The sequence below is a fragment of the Cohnella thailandensis genome, from assembly GCF_014212135.1.
GTDB lineage: Bacteria > Bacillota > Bacilli > Paenibacillales > Paenibacillaceae > Cohnella > Cohnella thailandensis.
In genome coordinates this window covers 136,017-153,646 of sequence record NZ_JACJVQ010000005.1, presented here as the reverse complement: position 1 = coordinate 153,646, position 17,630 = coordinate 136,017, and the positions used below count along the sequence as shown (strand labels likewise).

Below are 17,630 nucleotides of genomic sequence, written 5' to 3'. Positions count from 1 at the left end.
CCTTCGCCTCCTAAGATGGCATTTTCAGGATGCGCCCGATCTGAAGCGTCTTGAGCTGAGCATCCGTAATTCCGTTTAGCTTCTGAATCTCGCGCCAACGTCCGCTATCTCCAAGAACCTTCTGGGCCACCTTGAATAAACTGTCCCCCGCTACTAGAGTGTAAGTTTTGGGGATCTGCTTCTCGTCAGGTCTCGCCGTCTTCGTCGCTTTGGTCGTATCGCTCGGCAGTTCCACTTTCTTGGCGGAATAGAACCGGTATTCCTTAAGCTCGAGCTTGTACTCGATATCTCCGCCGCTGCCCGCCACCTCCGACCATTCGAAGGACTCGATGCTCGCCGCGGTATTGACCTGGTAGGCATCCGACGTAAAGATAAACCGGATCGGGATTTTCGAAGCCAGCCAACTCTCGATTCGTTGAACGTACCATTCCGGTTCAAAATAAGTCGACTTATTATCGCTCCCATTCTGGAGATCGGGTTCCCGATAAATCCGGGACGGGTCCATGGGAAAAAAAGAAGAGAAACGGATCTCTCGCAGCGACCGATCCTTGATTACGCTGATTTCTCCAAGCCCGACGATGGTATAAGTACTGCTTCCGCCATCTCCCTTAAACTCGATGGAATCCGGCAAGACAGGCAGCTCGAAGAATTCCAGTCTGTTGTTATAGCTGAGTTCCATGCTGTACGGCATCAAACATACACCCCTTCGGCGCTGCTAACAATTGCAACCTCTAGATGCTCGGATAGCCTCGAGATCAGCGAATCCACGTCCGCTTCCTTGGTCACATTGCCGGTCCTTACGTTTACCGTCGTTTGCGGCTGCAACGTCACAAAATTCTGAATATTTTTGAGCTCTGCCAGTTCTCGCATCATCTTAAGGTCTTCGCTGCCGATGTCGACTTTATCGTTAATCTTCCCGACTTCGTTGACTCTATCAATATTTGCGGTCGTATTGGCGGTCGACCAGGCATCCCCTGGTTGCTTGATGCTGTCCAACGCGTTCGACGTTTTGCCGAAAAGCCCTTGCCCATACTTATCGCCGGTTTGGTAAGCGTCTTGGATGTCTTTCTCTTCCATCCGATATTTAGAAGAGTCCCATAAATCCTTATCCGTTGTCGGAGCTTCGAGAGAACCCATCATGGTCTTTAACCCGTCCGATAAGGCATGAACATTGTTCGTGTTTAGCAAGTTGACCGGCTTAATATTACCCATGCCCGGAATTTTACTTATCGCTTTTAGTAGCATATTAACGCCGCCGATCGCACCGTTAATTCCCTCGAGAATAACCTTCATGAATCCTCCGGCGAAATTCTCCGTACCTCTAAGCATGTTGTATAGATGGCCCATAAAAAACATCGCCAAGTCGTAGAACAGCTTATTGATCGTATAGACGGGATCGATAAAGAGATTGACGAGGAATTCGGCAAAGGAAAGGAAGCCGTTCCATATTAAAGCTACTCCATTCCATAGAAAAGAGAACAGCGCATTGAAGAACCCCATCACGGCTCCGACGATCTGCTGCGTCGACACTCCGAAGGAATTAAGCACCCCAATCAGTAACGCTATAACTCCGATAACTGCCAGAATGGGCCATGATGCCGCCGCCCACATGATAAGCCAATACCCGGCAAGCCCCAACACGACGATTCCGACTGCCATTAGGACGTTCCGGACGATATTCATGTTGTCGAGAATAAATTGGACTCCGGCCGCGAAAGCATCGGACACGAATCGGATGCCCGCCGTTAAGCCGTCAAAGAATCCTTGGCCTTGAGAGGAACCGAGCCACTCCACGAGCTTCATAACGGAATCCGTCACCTTCTGAAGGGGGCCGTTCGCGCCATTAAGCGACGAAACCCATTCTATCGCTTTGTTTTTGCCTATAGTCATCGCTTGGCTAAACGTGACCGGCATCTTCGTAAACATGGCATTGATGTAAGCGTCTTGTTGCGCAAAAGCCTTTACGATCTTCTCGGAGGTCATTTTGCCGTCGGAGGCTAGTTGCTCAAGCGACCCCCGGGCTACTCCCAGCCCGTCCGCCAATACCTTAGTTAGCAGCGGTGCCGACTCCGTCAAGGATTGAAGTCCATCGCTTTGAAGCCCGCCGCTCGTCATCGCCTGCGTCATTGCCGTCATCGAGCTTTGGCTTTCTTCCGGCGAGGTTCCGCTTGCAACCAACAGTTTGTTATACCGGGAAGTAAAATCCAGCAGTTCCTGATTGCTCTTGAAGGTGCCCGGATTCGAGGATCCCAGTTGGGTGATCATGGTTGCCGTGTCGGCATAGGACTGGCGAGAGCCGTTAGCGACATCCATAACTTTCTGCTGCAAGGCGAACTGAGTCTGAGTACCGTCGTTGACCATTCCCAATCGCGCGTTGACTCTGGCGATTTCGTCGGACCATTTGACGAAGTCGACCGCTTTCTGCAAGCTGGAAATCGAGAAGATCTCGCTCGTGATCGATTTCAGATTGCCTAGCAGTCCCTCGGATGAGGCTTCCTTTTCCCCGGTGTCGTTCTGCTTTTGCTCTTGGCCCTCCTGTTGTTGCCCGACATTGTTCGCGAACTGGCCAACCGTTGGCGTTTGGGTCAGAATAGACTCGGCAGAGCCTTTGCTCGTTCGGCCCAATTGCCTCACGGCAACCAATAATCTGGAAATGAGCCGCTGCGTATTGGCGAACATTTCATTGAGCGAGCTCGGGAGCTCGATATTCAGCTTTACATTCATCTTACTGAGCTCTTGGTTAATTCTCGCCAGCGCCCTTGGAGCTTCTTGCAAGGCCGGAGCGGGATCTATTTGTATCGTGACCGGTCGTTCAAGCTGCCTCCTCATGAGCTCATGTATGATAACGATTCTCTTAATGCCGACATAGGTTCGATTTAGAACCTGGTTATAGCGATCGATTAATTCGAAGCCTTCGTCGACGGTGGCCATGCTCGCCACCTCCCCCATTATGTTGAAAGACGGCTTCCCCCGAAGAAGAAGCCGCGCTTTCGATACTCGCATAGAAACCCTATGTTCTTCTGGTTTTGCGTTCTTTTCTTTCTTTCTCGACGCGAACGTCGATCATGGCGAAGATGGCCGCTTTCTCGCGGCGGCTCAACTTCACCAAATGATGCGGCATAAGGTGAAGCTCGTGGAGGGCGTAGTAAGCATAATTCGCTTCCCCGTCGCCCTCCTTGATCAGTTTTTTACCTCGTCGACGAGCTCCGACATGTCCTTGTCGTAGCCGTTTAACTCTTGAACCTTCTGGACCAAACCGACGTATTCGCCGGCCAGCAGCATCTTGCGAAGCAGGGAATCGGCCCCGATGACCCCGTACGACTTCTGCAGTTCGGCATCCTTGAGGTTGGGGTATACGATGCAGGCTACAGCCACCTTAGCCAAATATTCCTCGGTCGAAATTTCGGTCACGGTTTGTCCGCCTTTGCCTTTATTGCGTTTGGTAGCCGCTTTACGGCACTCTTCGTCCTCCGCAGCTGAGATGCTGCGCAATTGCCAAGAGATCGGCAAGCCATCCTTCCCTTTGAATCGATCGGAGACGATGAACTCTTCCGTCGAATCCGCCGCGGCGTTCTGTGCAAAAAATGCGCTTAAGTCACTCATTAAATTAGCCTCCTCAGTATTTACCCGTTTACCCGTTAATCTGCCTGAAATCGGAACCGATCTCGTAGCCCTCGAAAGTGAATTCCATCTCTTCTTCGAGCGCTTCGCTGTCGGTATCCAGCTTGGCTGCAATAACCTTGTTGAGATTTACATTCATGAGGGTAATCGTCTGCATGCCGACGCCGGAATTAGGGTCTTCATTGATGACGGTGATCGTGAAATACGTGTCGATGCCGCTCTTGACATAGTCCAGCATCAGGTGACGGAATCTCGACGTCATATAGTAAATCGTCATCGTTCCGCTGCCGGACCAGCCTGTCGCTTTATGCTGCGTTCCCCGGCGACCGAGCGTTTTGATCTCGGCCTTCGTTTTCTCGATCGTGGCTTCAAGCGTCTTAATGTAGAACATCTCAACGTTCTCACCGTTGATCGTTGCATATGCCCGGCCTTCTTGGCCGTTGATCGTATCGCGAGCTTGGAGGTAAGTCATCTTACTTCACCTTCACTTTCATATAAATTTTCTCGATCGCATCAATAGGCTGCACGTTAAGATCGACATACACGCTGTCGGAATCCGTGCCGGCAACGATCGTGACATCCGTTTGAGAGTCGAAGTTCTGAATGGCTCCAGCATCTTGCAGAGAATTGAGATAAGAGATCATCTCCACCTTGAGCAGGTTGCGGCCGTCGTCGTCGTTGTTGACCTTCCCGAGGTAATAGCTCTCGAAGATTCGTTTGAAATCGTTGCCGATTCCGTCGAGAACGCGGATGACGCGATTTTTGGAAAATTTCTTGCCTTTGTCGACCGTGAAGCTGGTCAGGCTGTTGATGTCCTGCTCGACGATCGCCTTCCCGCCGCTTGCGGTGAACAGGAATTCCCCCGCTTCCAAGCCCGCGATCGTTTGCGAGTTGGTATACCGCGGAGCGGCATCCGTTGCATCGTCATAGGCCTGATAGGTCAACGATTCGGCAATGGTGGCCGCAGCCGTCGCTCCCGCGACCCAAGCCGTTGCCTGTGCGGCCGTCAGAGTCGTGCCGTCAGTCAGAATAACGCCATTCTTGACGCTAATGACGCCTTCGTGATCCGCGGTCGGATAATTCTCGAGCACGGCCTGGATTTTCTTCCCTTCATCCTCTCTTAGACGCCGAGCAAACGCCGAATAGACGCCCTTTAGCGTACTGTCCGTCGAAGGCAGGGCCACCGTCTGGAACTCCTGCAATTCAAGCGCTCCGAGGAAATCCGTATGGTCCGCGTTCGTTGTCGTGCCGTCCGATCCATCGGTCAAAGAAGCGCCCGCAGTGACGGTGAGCGTGCCGCTGCCCGACCACGCTACCCAAGCGTTATCTTTGAGATCGGAGATCGCCGAAACCACTTGCTTATCCACTTCGCTTCCTTCCAACACGGTGATGACATCAAACTTCGCGTTGTCGTCAACGTTCGTTTGCACGATAATCGTCAGATCGTTTCCGCGAGTGCCGCCATATCGGGCAGTTGCCGTAAGGCCGCCGATCGCCTTGCTTGCCGCCGTACCTTCATTTAGACGATAAAGGAGCAGCTGTTGAGCCCGTTTTAGCGCCTCGCGAATCAAAAGCATCTCTTCCGAAGCGATATCGTATCCCAGAAGCTCCTTCACGTTGTCTCCCGCGTTGATTCCGATGATTTGTTTGCTCGGCCCCCATGACAGCGAAAGGGACATCGCCGTTACTCCACGTTCTCCCAATGCTCCCAACGTTCCGCCGTCGCTTACGAAGTTGATATAAGCGCCGGGGCGCACCTTATTTTGAGCGATCCAAGTTCCTCCTGCCATTTCACTCCACCGTCCTTTGTTCGAAATCCGCCATTAAGCGGTTAACCTTGCCTAGGGAATATGTCTCATAATCGTTTAGAATGGCGTTAAGCACGTCTTTCTGTTGCGGCTTAAAGCGATCCGCGGCTAGCAACTGCTTCTTCGAATAGACAGGCTCCAAAGATTCCGTCTCAAACGCAGTTGCCGAACTTGACGTGTCTACAGCAGTCGCCGCTTTTCCAGCGCTCTTTCTAGTGCTCATTCGACCCTCTCCTTAAAAGAAGCCGATCCCATTAGAGGTACCGGCTCCTTTGTTTTGAATACATGAATATCAGTAGTAACCATGAAGCGAAGGACGCCTTCGACCGTTTCGAACCTCATCCCTTTGCCGCGCAGATTCCCCGAACCCAAACGAATTTGCTCCAATAACTCCGTCAACCGCTCGGCGACGTCAAGAATCTCTTGATTGGCGCCTTCAATCGAGGAAGGAAAATACTGCACTTCATAGCTATGAGAACGAACGTAACGGCGTCCCATGATGCGCGAATGAACGACAGGAAGATCTTTGACGAAGAAAAAGGGTCTCGCTTGTTCCTGGGGAATCTCTTCCGCCAGTATCGGCATTCCCGGAAAAGCTTCGCCGATCGTCCCGATGACCGCCTCGCGCACCTCGAATATCGTGGTCATTTTCTCACCTCAAGCTCTCGGAGATAAATAAAAATGCCTTGCTCGAGCACAGGGCTTCGATCTGATCATCCAGTCCGGAACGCACGTTGCCCGATTCGTCCCATTCGATTTTGGTCTTATCGATCAACCCGATAACGATGTTCGGATCGTGTACCTTACCGATTAAAGCCTGCTTAAGCGCGGCGTTGAGCTTCAGATCTATCAGCTCCGCCTCATAGTTCTCCGCAACTGACTCGATGCCCGCAAGCAGCCTTGTCATCCTCGCCTTAAGAGAATCGACATCGGCGAGCGCTCTTCGAAGCTCCTCGATCTGCTTGTCGCGCTCCTTCAGCGTCTCTTCCGCGACCCTCCGCGCTTTGTTCGCTTCGTTGAATTTGCCTTTCGGAATCCAAGTTCCGTCAGAGACGATAGCGATCTTATGCTTCTCGCCCGACTTCGCGAGAACTTGCGCATGAAGTCGTTCGCCTAGCAATTCCAGCAAGTCCATTCGTTACACGCTCCCGTTTGGTTTATATGGCGCAACCCCGCCGCGGGCAGCCGTGATGCTCCGGCCAACGAGCGTTGAGTCCCGGATGCCTCATCCGGATCCCGAAAAGCAAAAGGACGACCGTCATTCCCTTGGGGAATCCGTCGCCCTTTTCTTTCACGTTATCATAGTATCACGGAAAATGAGGCCGAAAGTGACATCAATGCGACAATAGGCTTTATCCGTTACCTCCACCCGATCTTATGGGCGATGGCCGCGATAATCTCGTCTCTCCATCGCATGGCCTGCCGAGCGCTCACGTTTATTTCCATCCCGATTCCCTCCCATGTCAAGCGTTGAGTCCTGGACCAATACTTCAAATGAATCAGGCGCTGCTTCTCTTCCGGAAGCCTCTCCACGATCGATTCGATGGCATCGACGATTGCTTGCAGTTGTTCCAGCTTCTTATGGCTGGTAAGAAGGACAGCCTTGCGGCCCGTTGGATCTCCGGGAAGATTGCCTCGTCCACCGCCGACATTCTCGTCGTCCCCTCGGCCTCCGCCGCGAAGAATCTCGTTTCTCAATACGATGATTTCTTTGCGAGTGTCATGATAGCAGCCTAATTCGGATTCCACGTGTTGAAAAGTAGCTTTGTGCAGCTTCATCAGTTCGGACACTACTTTCACCTCTTTTTTCGGAAGTCATGCGACGAACCGAAGAAAACCTCTCCGGTCAAATATACGTCGCAACGTAATTGTTAATCTACATTAAATACGATACATCGTATTTTGTCAATATTTATACTCATTTTTCTACGACACATCGAATAAAGCCTTATTTACATTCCCGATCTTATGAATTAATATGAAATCAAAATTACGTTGGAGGGTAACTCGATGTCGCTGACAAATAAATTAGTCGAGCTCATGAACGAACGTGGGATTAATCGCTCCGAGCTTGCTAAAGGAGCCGGTATCCCCTACACGACAATAGTTGCTCTTTTCGAGAAAGGATCGGAAAACACGAAGTTATCCACTTTAAAGAAGCTGACGACTTATTTTGGTGTTAGCCTGGATACGTTAGCCGGCGAACCGGAAGAAATGAATCGAACCGATCCCGCGCATCGCGAGAAAGAAGAATGGACCGAGGAGGAAATCGAGGAGATTAAGCTATTCAAGGAATTTCTTAAGCAAAAGCGCAAGAAACAGGAATGACTCCGGTAATAGACGGGATTTTATCTTGACCGGAAATCAGATATAATTTGAAGTTGAGGTGATCCCTGGTGAACTCCACCCCAGATTGGTTTCTCTATTTCATAGGGTTCTGGACCATCGTGCTCGTCGCCTTCATGAGCATCGGCGGCTTTTTCATGTTCCGCAAGTTCCTGAAGGTGCTTCCCAAGCAAGACGGCAAGTCCAAGCTCGATTGGCAGAATTATTGGGTCGAGCGCAGCCGTCCTCTCTGGACCGAGCAATCGAAGCAATTGCTGGATAAGCTGGCGTCTCCGGTCCCTTCGGCTTTCCGGGACATCGCCAAGCATTCCATCGCGGCTAAAATAGGGCAGTTGGCCGTCGAAAGCGGAGCGAAAGAAGTCACGGAAGCTCACTGCATCGAAGGATATATACTGGCAACGCCGAAGCGCGATCATAGCTTTCTGATCAGCTTCCTGGAGGAGAATCAAATCGACTATTCCTCCTATCGCCATCTGCTCGGATAACGCGATTTACGACTCGGGCTGTCCTAGACCTAAGGCTGGATTCCCGTTAATCGCGACGAATTTCGAAACCTTTGGTCCATCTTGTCGTCTAACCTCTTGAGGGAGCTCTGCTACAGCTTGGATTTACGCATAACTCTTGGAGGTGTTCACCCATGAAACGACTCGGCAAAAACACGGCTTGGACGATAGGTCTTCTTTCTATGCTTCTGCTAGCCAGCGCTTGCAGCAACGACAATAACAACGCGAAGAACGCCAACGCGACCCCTAGCGCAAGCGCAAGCTCGTCGCCTACGGAATCGTCAAGCGCTTCTCCGGAGGCCAGCCCTTCGGCGTCGCCTTCTTCATCCCCATCCGAATCCCCGTCCGCATCGCCTTCGAACGAAGTGAAGAAGCTGGAGGGAAGCGGCGTATACAACGGTCAAGTGGACAACCATTCGATCGAAGTGGAATTCAACGGCGAGCCGACGGTGTTCCAGATCGACTCCGACGTCTCGGAGAAGATCTCCGATTGGAACGAAGGAATCAAAGTGAAGTTCGAATATACCGAAGAAAGCATCGACTCCGGCGGTCAGACGCTGAAGCAGTTAACCATCGTCGCCATCGAGAAGCAATAGTCAAAGAAGGAGTGCGTGCCCATGCGCCTAATGCTATGCGGCGGAACAGGGTTTATCGGGAACGCCCTCGCGCAAGCTCTGCTGGAACGCGGAGATGAAGTTTGGATCGTCACGCGCCGATTGCCCGCGACTCCCGTCGCGGGCTTGCTCTATGTGACCTGGGAGGAATGGTCGCAGCAGCCTTGGCAATGGAACGGAATCGACGCGATCGTCAACTTGGTCGGCGAAAGCGTCGGGAAGAAATGGACGGAGGAGCGGAAGAGACAGATTCTCGTCTCTCGCACGTTAACGGCTCTTCGCATCGAAGATATCGTACGGAGAATGGATCAGCCCCCGAAGGTGCTCGTGAACGCTTCCGGCATCTCTCTATACGGCCACTCGTACTCTCCTCTCATGAAGAGGAAATCGATCTCCGTTCGTTCCAAACTCTCCGCTAAACGCTCTTTGTTCACCTTGAAGAAGGAGCGCGAAGCCGAGGACGATCCGCTTCCGGAAAGTTCGATTCCAAGCGCGCCGGAGCCGAAGTTCGAGCCGATGACGGCAGAACGCGCCGGCATTCGCGGGTTCTCCTCAAGAACAAGCGAGACGGACGAAGAGAAGAACGCGGCGGAGCAAGCTTGGGCAGGGGAGCCGGTCTATTCGGCCCGGCCTCGGCACGAGGAGATCCCTAGTCAACCCGAATCTCCGCCTTCCTACGAATCGCAAGAAAATGATGAGTTCCTGCCGGAGAGCCGGAAATCCTCCTCTGCCTCCGAATACGAGACGGATGCCGATCTGATGGAGCTGCTGGCCAAGCTTCGTTCGTCCGAACCGGATACGGATGAGAATAGGGCGGAGGATTTGGACGTCGACTTCCCGCTGCTTAGAGAGGAACGGCGCGAATCCCAGACGGTGGAGCTGTTCGACGAGGATTCTCCCGCATTGCCGGAGGACTATCTCGGCCAGGTCGTCGTCGCCTGGGAGGAAGCCGTCGACCGAATCCCGATCGAACGGATCGTTAAGGTCCGCATCAGCTTGGTGCTGGGAAGGGACGGCGGGACGTTCCCGCTCCTGCGGCTTCCTTACCGGATGTTCGCGGGAGGGCGAATCGGCTCCGGGATGCAAGGGTTCCCTTGGATCCATATTGACGATATGGTCGGTCTCATCTTGTTTTGTTTGGACGATTCCCGGATCTCCGGGCCCATTAACGCGGTCGCTCCCGATCCCGTCAACAACGACGAATTCGGCCGAACCCTCGCTTACGTATCCAGACGCCCTTATTGGTTCCACGCGCCGGCTTCCTTGGTCGAGAAAGCTCTTGGCGAGCAATCGGTGCTGCTGCTGACCGGTCAGCACGCTTACCCGCGCAAAGCGTTGGAGCATGGCTACGTCTTCTCCTATCCGAGATTGGAAGACGCTCTGCGGAACTTGTTGAACCGATAAGCCAAGATAAAAACAACGGACGCCGAGCTTTTGCCTCGGCGTCCGTTGTTTTACTCTATCGGCCAAGAATAATAATCTTGCGAATGCACCGCTCGAAACCCTACGGATCGGTACAGCCCTAGAGCATGGTCATTCTTCGCTTCGACCTCCAGGTGCACCGAATACCCCTCCGAGCTCAGCTCGCCGACGATCCGGCGGAGCGCTTGTCTTCCGATTCCGCGCCCTTGCCGCTCCTGAAGTACGCAGAAGCCGTATATCCAGGCTTGCCCATCCTTGCGGCTGACCCGGATCTTGCCAACCGGCTCCTTGTCGGCCTCGATGATGAGAACTTCGCCTTCTCCCGCCTGTTCGTTCTCGAGCGCGCGAGAATCCGCTTCGCTCATGCGGAAAGCCTCGACATTCAGCCGCACGCGCAGCTCCATATCCCGTTCCTCTGCCGGTCTAAGCTCGACGCCAGCGACCCCGTCCAGATCTCTCGCTTCCCACTCCATCTGATGCTCGGAGAAAGCATATTCGGCGCCGATCCGGGCCAGAAATTCACGGGCGGCAACGGATTCCGAAGGAGCGTTCAACAAAATTTTCTCGAAGCCATGCTCCCGGGCTCTCGCCATCCCTTGCTTAAACAAGCTGCCGAAATGGCCCTTACGTCGTTCGCTCGGCTTCACCATTCCGCATACTTCAACCGTTGAGGCGAAAGGATACAAGCCCAGAAAAGCGATCAACTCCGCTCCCTCATAGAGAAGAAAATCCAGTTCATCGCCCGTGCGTTTCCCCAGCATGCTCCAATTCAGCTTAAGCTGCACATGGTCATAAGCCTCGCATTCCAGCTGCAGCCGCTCGATATCTCGCAATTGCTCGTTCGTTGGCATAGATGGCCCCTTTCGGAAGGAATTCGATATCCATGCCATTCTAGCAGGAAAGCGCCCACTACACTAGCGAAAATCTACCAAAAAACATCCGCTCAAATGGGGATGGGCTTGGTCTCTTCGCGGAGCCGATACAAGGAAGACGCGATCTGTAGACTGTCACCCCGTGCAAGAGGATAGGCTTCGTAAGGAGCCATGGGAACTCCGTTCAGCCAGCTTCCGTTGCGGGATCCCAGGTCCTTCGCCTGCCAACGGTCCACCTCGCGCAAGAGTTCCAGATGGGCCCGCGACACTCCGGGCGTCTCGTCAACATGTTGCGAGACTTCCTTGGACCTTCCGATGACAAGGGAATCGCCCGATAGACGGATTTTCCGGCTGGCTCCGTCCTGCTCCCACTCCAAAAACCAATCTTCCCTTCTCGCGGGCGAGCCTTCCGGTTCGGACAGCAGCATGGTTCCCGGATCGGAACGCAGCCAAGTGGTTGCCGGATCGATCGCTTTGATTTTCTGGTCATTCCGGCCAGCGATCTCGGAAGAATGAACGTGCTCGAACGGTTCGGCATCCATTGCGCCGGAAGGCATCCAAGCCTTGCCGAAACGGCCGCTCTTAGGCGGCTCGGTGTCGGACGCCGGCCGGTCGCCGAATTCATCGGCCGCTTCCCAAGACGAGCCGTCAACGTCTCGATCGCTTCCATTGCCGCCATCTTCTTCTACCTCCGGCTGGCGCCTGCTCTTGCCGCCTCCCCATCCGTTCCAGAGAAAGATGACCGCCCCGACCGCAAGCAAGGTCGCGCCGGACGCCAGTATAAGTCCTCTCCGGCCAGGCTGCGGCAAATAAGCGAAGCGCCATATTAAGGCGATAAATCCGCCCGCTCCGGCCAACAGCCACGTTCTCCAACGGCTCGAAGCCTTCCCCTCGTTCTCGACCCGACCCTTCTCCGACGACTCCCACCTTGTTGGCTCTTCTCCAAGCAGTCCGGATAGGCTCTGGGCTTCCGAAATCGATGCCTTATTCGGCAGCGGCAGGCGTTCCTTTGCCGTTGGCTCGCCTGAGCTAGCCGGATTAACATCGGGCAGGACGGGGCGTAACGATGCCGGAGCTCTTTGTTCCCATGCGGCGGCCTCGCGGCGAACAAAGAGGGATTCCACCCGCGGAGCCGCCTGCTTACCCGAGCGCACGTCCGAAAATCCCGAAGCATCCGTATCGCTCCGGGTTGGATTCATCAATTGCCGGATCAGCTTTCTTAGGTCGACCGGAGAGAAATCGGCGCTTGCCGCTTGCCTTAACAGCTTCTGAAGAACAGGGCCGTCCGGCAGCTCTACGTTCATCATCCACCGGATAATCAACCGTTCCATCCGCGCGGCGAAACCGATCGTTTGAAACTCGCGGACGGCCGGCACATAGGTCACGGAAAGTTCTCCCCGACCGGGGCCCGCGAAGATAAACTCGTCTTCCAGGAGGAAACGGTCGACGTCGAGCATATGCTCATTCGCTTGCTCCAGAATCTCGGCCAGCTGCGCGAGAGCCTCCAGCGCTTCTTCCATCGTCCATCGTTCGACGCGGAACGTTTGAGAGAGCATCCGGCTCCCTTTGAGAGAATATCGGAAGGAGACAAAGCCGTCCAGCTCCTCCGCCTGAATCGGCAAAACGCCGGGAATGCCGTCCATGCCCGTCAGCATTCGGAGCTGAAGCCGGTCCAACTCTTCCGTCCGGAGAGGCGGCTGCCCCTCCAGCACCATTTGATGGCCCCTTCCTTGCTCGAAACGAACCCGATAACCTTGCATGCTGTTGCCTCCCCTGCCTAAAATTCGCCGCTGAGCAGAAACGCCAATGCCGGCGCGACGGCAGCCATGAATGGAAAGGTTGCGGCCGCTTCCTTTTTCTCCCGATTGCCTATCCGCCGGACCAAGAGCATGATGAGCGCAATGACGCCGGCGGCTAGTATCGAATGGACGACCAGTTGAAGGGCGAAGGAAGCCCCGGACCAAAATCCGAATGCCGCGAACCATTTGACGTCGCCGCCTCCTATGCCCTTCAGTACATACATCAAAAGCAGCGGAGCCATAGCAGCGACTCCCCCGACCAAAGACTCCGCCAAGCCCTTCCAGCCGAACGCCGCGCCGTGATAAAGCAAGCCGCCGCAGGCATAGGAAACCGTCAGCGCATTCGGGATAAGCCGCTTGCGCAGATCGGTCCAGCTGGCCAATGCCGTTAACGACGTTAACGCGATCAGAACGATGAGATTCACGTTAGAGCATCCTCTCTCCCTTTAATTTCGCGATACGAGAAACGTCTGGTTCCAAGTGAATCCGCTCTCCGTCTTGGCCTCCCAGTTCCAGGTACCCGACGTCGTGTTCCCGGATACGAGCCACGTCCAGGACACCCGTCCTTCCGAATCCGCCGTCGCTTGTCCCAAGTGCTTGGCCGCGCTTTGCCCGCTTTTATAGTAGACGGACAGGTCAACCGTCTGCCCCGGCGCCGCCTTCAGCGTCAAGGTGACTTTGCGTCCCGGCCTTGCCGGGCTTGGTTCCATGGAGAGAAAGCTGAGCCCGCTCCCCTCCCCCTCGTCCCCGCTATCCAGGAGCGCGGTCGAAGGGCTTCCTCCGATCCACGCCCGCTCCGTGGCGGAGGCCCGCAACGTCAAGTCGCGCCCGAGGAACGGAACCTTCATCGGAAGACGGTACTTCGATTCGAGAGTCAGATTCCCATCGTTCCCTTCGCTGTCGGGCAGAGCGACCTTTACGATGGAGAGACGATCCTTATCCAGCACTCGCGGGTCCGCGATCTTCTCCATCAAAGCTTCGAACAGCGGAATCGCCGCGTTCTCCTCTATCGTCCAGGAGCGGCTTGCGGCCTCTTCCGCCCATTCGGACAACGGCGACGGAAGGAGGCTGCCGTATTGCTCCAGCATCTCCTGCATGCCGCCCAGCTTCCGATTAACCGATTCAAGCCCTTCGCCCGCCTCCGTATTCGAGAACGATTCCTGCGCCATGGACAGCGGATACCACATCGAAGCCGCTTGGCGCGCCGTCTGGGACAGCGCTCCGTGAAGCGCCATCGTCGTCACGCATGTCTGGATCAAGAAGGTCAGAAAGATCGCGAACAACAGAAAAACCGGCATGATCAACGCCGCCTCCAACGTGACGGAACCTTCATCCCGCATCAGGCGTTTCCTCCAATTGTGCCGTTCAGGTACCCGCCTTCTATTGATAGGCATCATCCGCCTGGTAAGTCGCCTCGTATCTCTCCCCATTTACGGTCCCGCCCCACCTGCCGGACAACCCCAACGTCTTGACCAGCCCAGGAAAAAACCACAGGGTAATCGAAGCCGTTCCTTGCCCGCTTACATAAGTATATAATCGCTCGAAACTCAGCCCGCTCTCCTGCTCCATGATTGCCGTCATTCGAGCCCAATGCTTCTCCGAACCGCCATGCATCAATAGAAACAAGCGAAGATAATCCGAATAAGTCGTCGTAACGGCAACGTATTTGGATAATGGGATCGTGTCCGTGGCGAGAAGGCTCCGCATGTCTTGGGCGGCGGCGCGAACGGCATATAAGGTAGCCGCGGCCAGAACGAGCAAGGGGTGGCCGTAGCGGGCGCTTTCGATGAGTCCTTCCGCCATGCGGATAGATAATCTTGCCGCCAAGACTTCGGAATAGGCCGCCATGAGATTGCTTGACGCCTTGGAGAAGCCATACAGTATATACTCCGCCTGCTGGAAGGTCGGAGACGCGGGAAGCTCCGCTTGTCCGGCCAGAATCTCCCGTACCTCGGTCGGATCGCTATGAACGAAGCGGCCAACGACATACTCCGACCCGTAGAGTCGATCTCTTGCACCGACTGCAGCATCCGACATCGCCGACAGCCATCCGCTTGATTGCTCCAAAGCTTCTTCGCGAGCGGAGCCTAATTCGGAAGCTTGCTCGTAGGTCTCCGTCGAATCATCGCTTGCGGAATTCCAAGCTAAATTGCTCCGGTAGAGCCGCTCCAATTGCTCGAAGGTCTTCGAATCTTCCGGCTCCGCCTCGTCATGGCCAGCGAGAGACAATATGCTCTCTTCCGCTTGCCGCCATTCCCGATCCGCCTGCTCCTCGAGCGTTCGGCGTTCTTGATCGGTGGAGCGGTATTCTTCGATCCTCTCCCGTCGATTCATCACGACGGAGCCGGATTCGCCAAAGCCGGAACGATAAAGCTCAGCTTGGGATTGAAGCTGGTCTCCTTCCGAAACCAACTGAGCCGACAATCCGGTGGAACCCGGAATTCCTCCTATCGTACCGGCCATTTGCAGCGATGCCTGCGACAATCGCTCCCCGGCTTGGCGCTGCCGGTCGACCTCTCCTAGGAATTCTTCGAACCATTCATCCCCGAGGACGAGCTCTTGAATAGAGCGGCGGAGTTCCTCGTAGGCAAGGTTGGCCTCGTATCCGAAGGAGGATTCCTCCGGGGACAACGCATCCCCGGCATTCTCCGCATCCTCCGTCTCCGCGCTCCCTTCTTCCGCTATTCTCCTCATTTCTTCATCCGTCCGACGTGCCGCCTCGATGGCTTGCGCCGCTCTCTCCAAACGCGACTCCGATTGCTTGCGTGCTCCCTCTAGCCGGAGGAGCTGTGAGCGTACTTGCTGAATTCCGTCTACATATTCGCTAATCTCCTTGTCATACAGAGGCGGCGTCGGTGCCGGCGGCGGTTCGGTGAATTTGTCGCCCGCGGCTTCCGCTTGCCTCGCCCTCTCCGCCCATGCCTGGTAGGCTGCGCTATACGCGGCCGCCCTGTTCTCGTCCGACGTTCTCTTAGCCACGTAGTCCGGGTACATAAGAACAACGTCCGGCAGGGTGCTTGCTTTAGCCGCGCTTCTCTGTCCGTTCAGGGAGACGACCGGCGAAGGAATAACCGTCTCCAGGGGTTCGACGAGGAGCTTGCCCGCTTCGGAGACCATCTCTAACGCCTCGTCAAGGGACGCTTCCCTTCGCTCGTACGCTTGCCTCATCTCCTCAAGGCGATCGACCGTGGAACCCGCTTCCTTCACCGCGTCCGCGACTCCCCTCCATCTGGAGATCAGCTCGATGGTAAGGTCGATCGGGGCTTTGTACTTCATCTCTTCCAGCACCTGGCGACGAAGCACCTCATGAGAAGCCAGCGGCCGGCTCTCGATCGCGGCCGAAGCCGTCCACTTCACGTCCAGCAAAGAGAAGGTTTGTCCGTCCGAAGTAGGCTGGTTCCCCTCCAAGGTTCGAAGGAACAGCTCGTCCGCCGAGTCCCCTCCTCTGGCGAACAAGCCGTATTTCTCATAAAGCTCGGGATCGTAAGCCGACAGGACGGAACGAGTTCCCGACATGACCGAGAGCTCGGCCTGCTTGCGGAAAGCGGCGACTCTAGCGTAATCGATCAAAAGTCCGTTCAGCAGCACGAAACCCGCGGCGGCCGCGATAAAGAAGATCGAGACGGAGCCCCTTTCCCTTTTCCTTTTCCTGCTTTTCTTCCGTCTCCTCATGATGGACGACACCCCTGTCCCCCCTCTCTATGGCGTCTCCACGGCATTGCTAGGAAGAAAGCTTCGATTGCAGAACGGCCTGCGCCTTCGAGCGATAAGCCTCCTCGCCTTCCTCCGCCCCGCGGAACTTCTGGGCATAATAGCGGATCAGATCGACCGTGCGAATGAATTCGGCGGGCTCCACGACGACCGAGGTCGGCACCGAACGAATCGCCGCCGCCGGCCAGATCCTTCTCAATGCCTCCGGAACGGCCGAGCTTGAAGCTTCGCCAGCGATCTCTCGGAATACTGCCGTGTTCCGGTAGCTCCATTCACCGGGGATCGAGGCTTTCAAGCTGTTCGCCGCCGCCGAAAGCTTGCGCTCCGTCAACCCGCCGTCAGCTCCCGTCGACGCCTCGTTCTCGATCGATAGGCCTCCTTCGTCCTCCGCTGTCGCTCTCCCTGCGAAGAGCCCGGAGATCAGCCGGTCTTCCGTCAGCCGCCAGTAGAGTCCTTCGTATTGCCCCTCCGGATAAGCTCCCGTGCGCGGGTCCTTGTTGGAATTCGACCATGCGAAGGCCGCCCTCTCGCTCGCGGTCGAGGCCTCGTAATAGACAATCGCGCCCTGGGCGATATAAAGGGAGAAGAACAAGATCAAGAAAGTAACCATCAGTAGGACAGGGAACACAAGGGAAGACTCCAGAACGATAGACCCGGCGGTATCCCTCCACCCCCTCCGTATCCGCGAGCTGCAGCTAAGCGTATTTAATCCCCGTTTCAGCTGAACACCTCTTCCGAATTGCTTTCCACCTTGCCGAACAAATCCTTCAAGAACTCGATGATCCAGTCTTTGAACAGCAGGGCGATCGCGATAATGACCGCGGCAATCAGCACGATCTCCAGCGTTCCGAGACCGCTCTTGTCCTTCCATAGAATCGTCATCCCTCTCGCGCTCCAGCGTTGAAGCCGTTTGCTTCTCTCCAGCATCTTAGTT

20 protein-coding genes are annotated in these 17,630 nt (G+C 55.1%); 4 read left to right on the top strand and 16 right to left on the bottom strand.

What is annotated here, in order from left to right:
• Window positions 1-10: 10 nt before the first annotated feature.
• The 9 genes from H7B67_RS05545 to H7B67_RS05505 all read right to left on the bottom strand — a co-directional run bounded on the left by H7B67_RS05545 (window position 11) and on the right by H7B67_RS05505 (window position 7,220).
• Window positions 11-691 (bottom strand): LysM peptidoglycan-binding domain-containing protein, encoded by a 681-nt coding sequence (locus H7B67_RS05545; RefSeq protein ID WP_185118801.1) that lies wholly within the window; start codon window positions 689-691, stop codon window positions 11-13.
• Entirely contained in the window at window positions 691-2,931 is a 2,241-nt protein-coding gene (locus H7B67_RS05540; protein ID WP_185118800.1) for a tape measure protein, read from the bottom strand. Before H7B67_RS05540 ends, H7B67_RS05545 begins: the two co-directional genes overlap by 1 nt.
• A gap of 249 nt (window positions 2,932-3,180) precedes the next feature.
• The gene (locus H7B67_RS05535) at window positions 3,181-3,603 is read right to left on the bottom strand and encodes a phage tail assembly chaperone (RefSeq protein ID WP_185118799.1); all 423 of its coding nucleotides are present in this window, start codon (window positions 3,601-3,603) and stop codon (window positions 3,181-3,183) included.
• Between the two features lie 28 nt (window positions 3,604-3,631).
• Window positions 3,632-4,093: a phage tail tube protein gene (locus H7B67_RS05530; RefSeq protein ID WP_185118798.1), complete on the bottom strand. Its 462-nt coding sequence runs from the start codon at window positions 4,091-4,093 to the stop codon at window positions 3,632-3,634.
• Between the two features lies 1 nt (window position 4,094).
• Window positions 4,095-5,411 (bottom strand): phage tail sheath family protein, encoded by a 1,317-nt coding sequence (locus tag H7B67_RS05525; RefSeq protein WP_185118797.1) that lies wholly within the window; start codon window positions 5,409-5,411, stop codon window positions 4,095-4,097.
• Window position 5,412: 1 nt separating this feature from the next.
• Entirely contained in the window at window positions 5,413-5,652 is a 240-nt protein-coding gene (locus tag H7B67_RS05520) for a hypothetical protein (RefSeq protein WP_185118796.1), read from the bottom strand.
• On the bottom strand, window positions 5,649-6,077 hold the full coding sequence (locus H7B67_RS05515) for a phage tail terminator family protein (protein ID WP_185118795.1): 429 nt from the start codon (window positions 6,075-6,077) through the stop codon (window positions 5,649-5,651). Before H7B67_RS05515 ends, H7B67_RS05520 begins: the two co-directional genes overlap by 4 nt.
• Before the next feature lie 4 nt (window positions 6,078-6,081).
• Window positions 6,082-6,564, bottom strand: coding sequence for a phage scaffolding protein (locus H7B67_RS05510; protein WP_185118794.1), 483 nt, complete (start codon window positions 6,562-6,564; stop codon window positions 6,082-6,084).
• Window positions 6,565-6,788: 224 nt separating this feature from the next.
• Window positions 6,789-7,220: a transcriptional regulator gene (locus tag H7B67_RS05505; protein WP_342592506.1), complete on the bottom strand. Its 432-nt coding sequence runs from the start codon at window positions 7,218-7,220 to the stop codon at window positions 6,789-6,791.
• 219 nt (window positions 7,221-7,439) lie between these two features.
• On the opposite strand from H7B67_RS05505, the gene H7B67_RS05500 reads away from it, so the two are divergent.
• From H7B67_RS05500 to H7B67_RS05485, 4 genes are all read left to right on the top strand, one after another.
• The gene (locus tag H7B67_RS05500) at window positions 7,440-7,757 is read left to right on the top strand and encodes a helix-turn-helix domain-containing protein (RefSeq protein WP_185118793.1); all 318 of its coding nucleotides are present in this window, start codon (window positions 7,440-7,442) and stop codon (window positions 7,755-7,757) included.
• Between the two features lie 68 nt (window positions 7,758-7,825).
• Window positions 7,826-8,260: a DUF2621 family protein gene (locus H7B67_RS05495; RefSeq protein ID WP_185118792.1), complete on the top strand. Its 435-nt coding sequence runs from the start codon at window positions 7,826-7,828 to the stop codon at window positions 8,258-8,260.
• A gap of 152 nt (window positions 8,261-8,412) precedes the next feature.
• A complete protein-coding gene (locus H7B67_RS05490) occupies window positions 8,413-8,874 on the top strand; it encodes a hypothetical protein (RefSeq protein WP_185118791.1) in 462 nt (153 codons plus the stop codon).
• 21 nt (window positions 8,875-8,895) lie between these two features.
• Window positions 8,896-10,296, top strand: a complete 1,401-nt coding sequence (locus tag H7B67_RS05485; protein WP_185118790.1) for an epimerase — start codon at window positions 8,896-8,898, stop codon at window positions 10,294-10,296.
• A 50-nt stretch (window positions 10,297-10,346) separates the two neighbouring features.
• On the opposite strand, the gene H7B67_RS05480 is transcribed toward H7B67_RS05485, so the two are convergent.
• The 7 genes from H7B67_RS05480 to H7B67_RS05450 form a co-directional block, all read right to left on the bottom strand.
• Window positions 10,347-11,165: a GNAT family N-acetyltransferase gene (locus H7B67_RS05480; RefSeq protein WP_185118789.1), complete on the bottom strand. Its 819-nt coding sequence runs from the start codon at window positions 11,163-11,165 to the stop codon at window positions 10,347-10,349.
• A gap of 92 nt (window positions 11,166-11,257) precedes the next feature.
• On the bottom strand, window positions 11,258-12,946 hold the full coding sequence (locus tag H7B67_RS05475) for a DUF6382 domain-containing protein (protein ID WP_185118788.1): 1,689 nt from the start codon (window positions 12,944-12,946) through the stop codon (window positions 11,258-11,260).
• Between the two features lie 17 nt (window positions 12,947-12,963).
• Entirely contained in the window at window positions 12,964-13,410 is a 447-nt protein-coding gene (locus H7B67_RS05470) for a prepilin peptidase (protein WP_185118787.1), read from the bottom strand.
• Window positions 13,411-13,431: 21 nt separating this feature from the next.
• Window positions 13,432-14,325 carry a TadE family protein gene (locus H7B67_RS05465; RefSeq protein ID WP_185118786.1) on the bottom strand — a complete coding sequence of 298 codons (894 nt, stop codon included), beginning with the start codon at window positions 14,323-14,325 and terminating at the stop codon, window positions 13,432-13,434.
• Between the two features lie 40 nt (window positions 14,326-14,365).
• Window positions 14,366-16,657, bottom strand: a complete 2,292-nt coding sequence (locus H7B67_RS05460) for a hypothetical protein (RefSeq protein ID WP_185118785.1) — start codon at window positions 16,655-16,657, stop codon at window positions 14,366-14,368.
• A 49-nt stretch (window positions 16,658-16,706) separates the two neighbouring features.
• A complete protein-coding gene (locus tag H7B67_RS05455) occupies window positions 16,707-17,324 on the bottom strand; it encodes a pilus assembly protein (RefSeq protein WP_185118784.1) in 618 nt (205 codons plus the stop codon).
• 89 nt (window positions 17,325-17,413) lie between these two features.
• Window positions 17,414-17,623, bottom strand: coding sequence for a Flp1 family type IVb pilin (locus H7B67_RS05450; RefSeq protein WP_185118783.1), 210 nt, complete (start codon window positions 17,621-17,623; stop codon window positions 17,414-17,416).
• Window positions 17,624-17,630 lie beyond the last annotated feature (7 nt).

Bases quoted from the DNA above. Each gene is read 5' to 3' on its own strand.
- H7B67_RS05545 (WP_185118801.1), bottom strand. From the start codon at position 691: ATGCCGTACAGCATGGAACTCAGCTATAACAACAGACTGGAATTCTTC.
- H7B67_RS05540 (WP_185118800.1), bottom strand. From the start codon at position 2,931: ATGGCCACCGTCGACGAAGGCTTCGAATTAATCGATCGCTATAACCAG.
- H7B67_RS05535 (WP_185118799.1), bottom strand. From the start codon at position 3,603: ATGAGTGACTTAAGCGCATTTTTTGCACAGAACGCCGCGGCGGATTCG.
- H7B67_RS05530 (WP_185118798.1), bottom strand. From the start codon at position 4,093: ATGACTTACCTCCAAGCTCGCGATACGATCAACGGCCAAGAAGGCCGG.
- H7B67_RS05525 (WP_185118797.1), bottom strand. From the start codon at position 5,411: ATGGCAGGAGGAACTTGGATCGCTCAAAATAAGGTGCGCCCCGGCGCT.
- H7B67_RS05520 (WP_185118796.1), bottom strand. From the start codon at position 5,652: ATGAGCACTAGAAAGAGCGCTGGAAAAGCGGCGACTGCTGTAGACACG.
- H7B67_RS05515 (WP_185118795.1), bottom strand. From the start codon at position 6,077: ATGACCACGATATTCGAGGTGCGCGAGGCGGTCATCGGGACGATCGGC.
- H7B67_RS05510 (WP_185118794.1), bottom strand. From the start codon at position 6,564: ATGGACTTGCTGGAATTGCTAGGCGAACGACTTCATGCGCAAGTTCTC.
- H7B67_RS05500 (WP_185118793.1), top strand. From the start codon at position 7,440: ATGTCGCTGACAAATAAATTAGTCGAGCTCATGAACGAACGTGGGATT.
- H7B67_RS05490 (WP_185118791.1), top strand. From the start codon at position 8,413: ATGAAACGACTCGGCAAAAACACGGCTTGGACGATAGGTCTTCTTTCT.
- H7B67_RS05485 (WP_185118790.1), top strand. From the start codon at position 8,896: ATGCGCCTAATGCTATGCGGCGGAACAGGGTTTATCGGGAACGCCCTC.
- H7B67_RS05480 (WP_185118789.1), bottom strand. From the start codon at position 11,165: ATGCCAACGAACGAGCAATTGCGAGATATCGAGCGGCTGCAGCTGGAA.
- H7B67_RS05475 (WP_185118788.1), bottom strand. From the start codon at position 12,946: ATGCAAGGTTATCGGGTTCGTTTCGAGCAAGGAAGGGGCCATCAAATG.
- H7B67_RS05465 (WP_185118786.1), bottom strand. From the start codon at position 14,325: ATGCGGGATGAAGGTTCCGTCACGTTGGAGGCGGCGTTGATCATGCCG.
- H7B67_RS05460 (WP_185118785.1), bottom strand. From the start codon at position 16,657: ATGAGGAGACGGAAGAAAAGCAGGAAAAGGAAAAGGGAAAGGGGCTCC.
- H7B67_RS05450 (WP_185118783.1), bottom strand. From the start codon at position 17,623: ATGCTGGAGAGAAGCAAACGGCTTCAACGCTGGAGCGCGAGAGGGATG.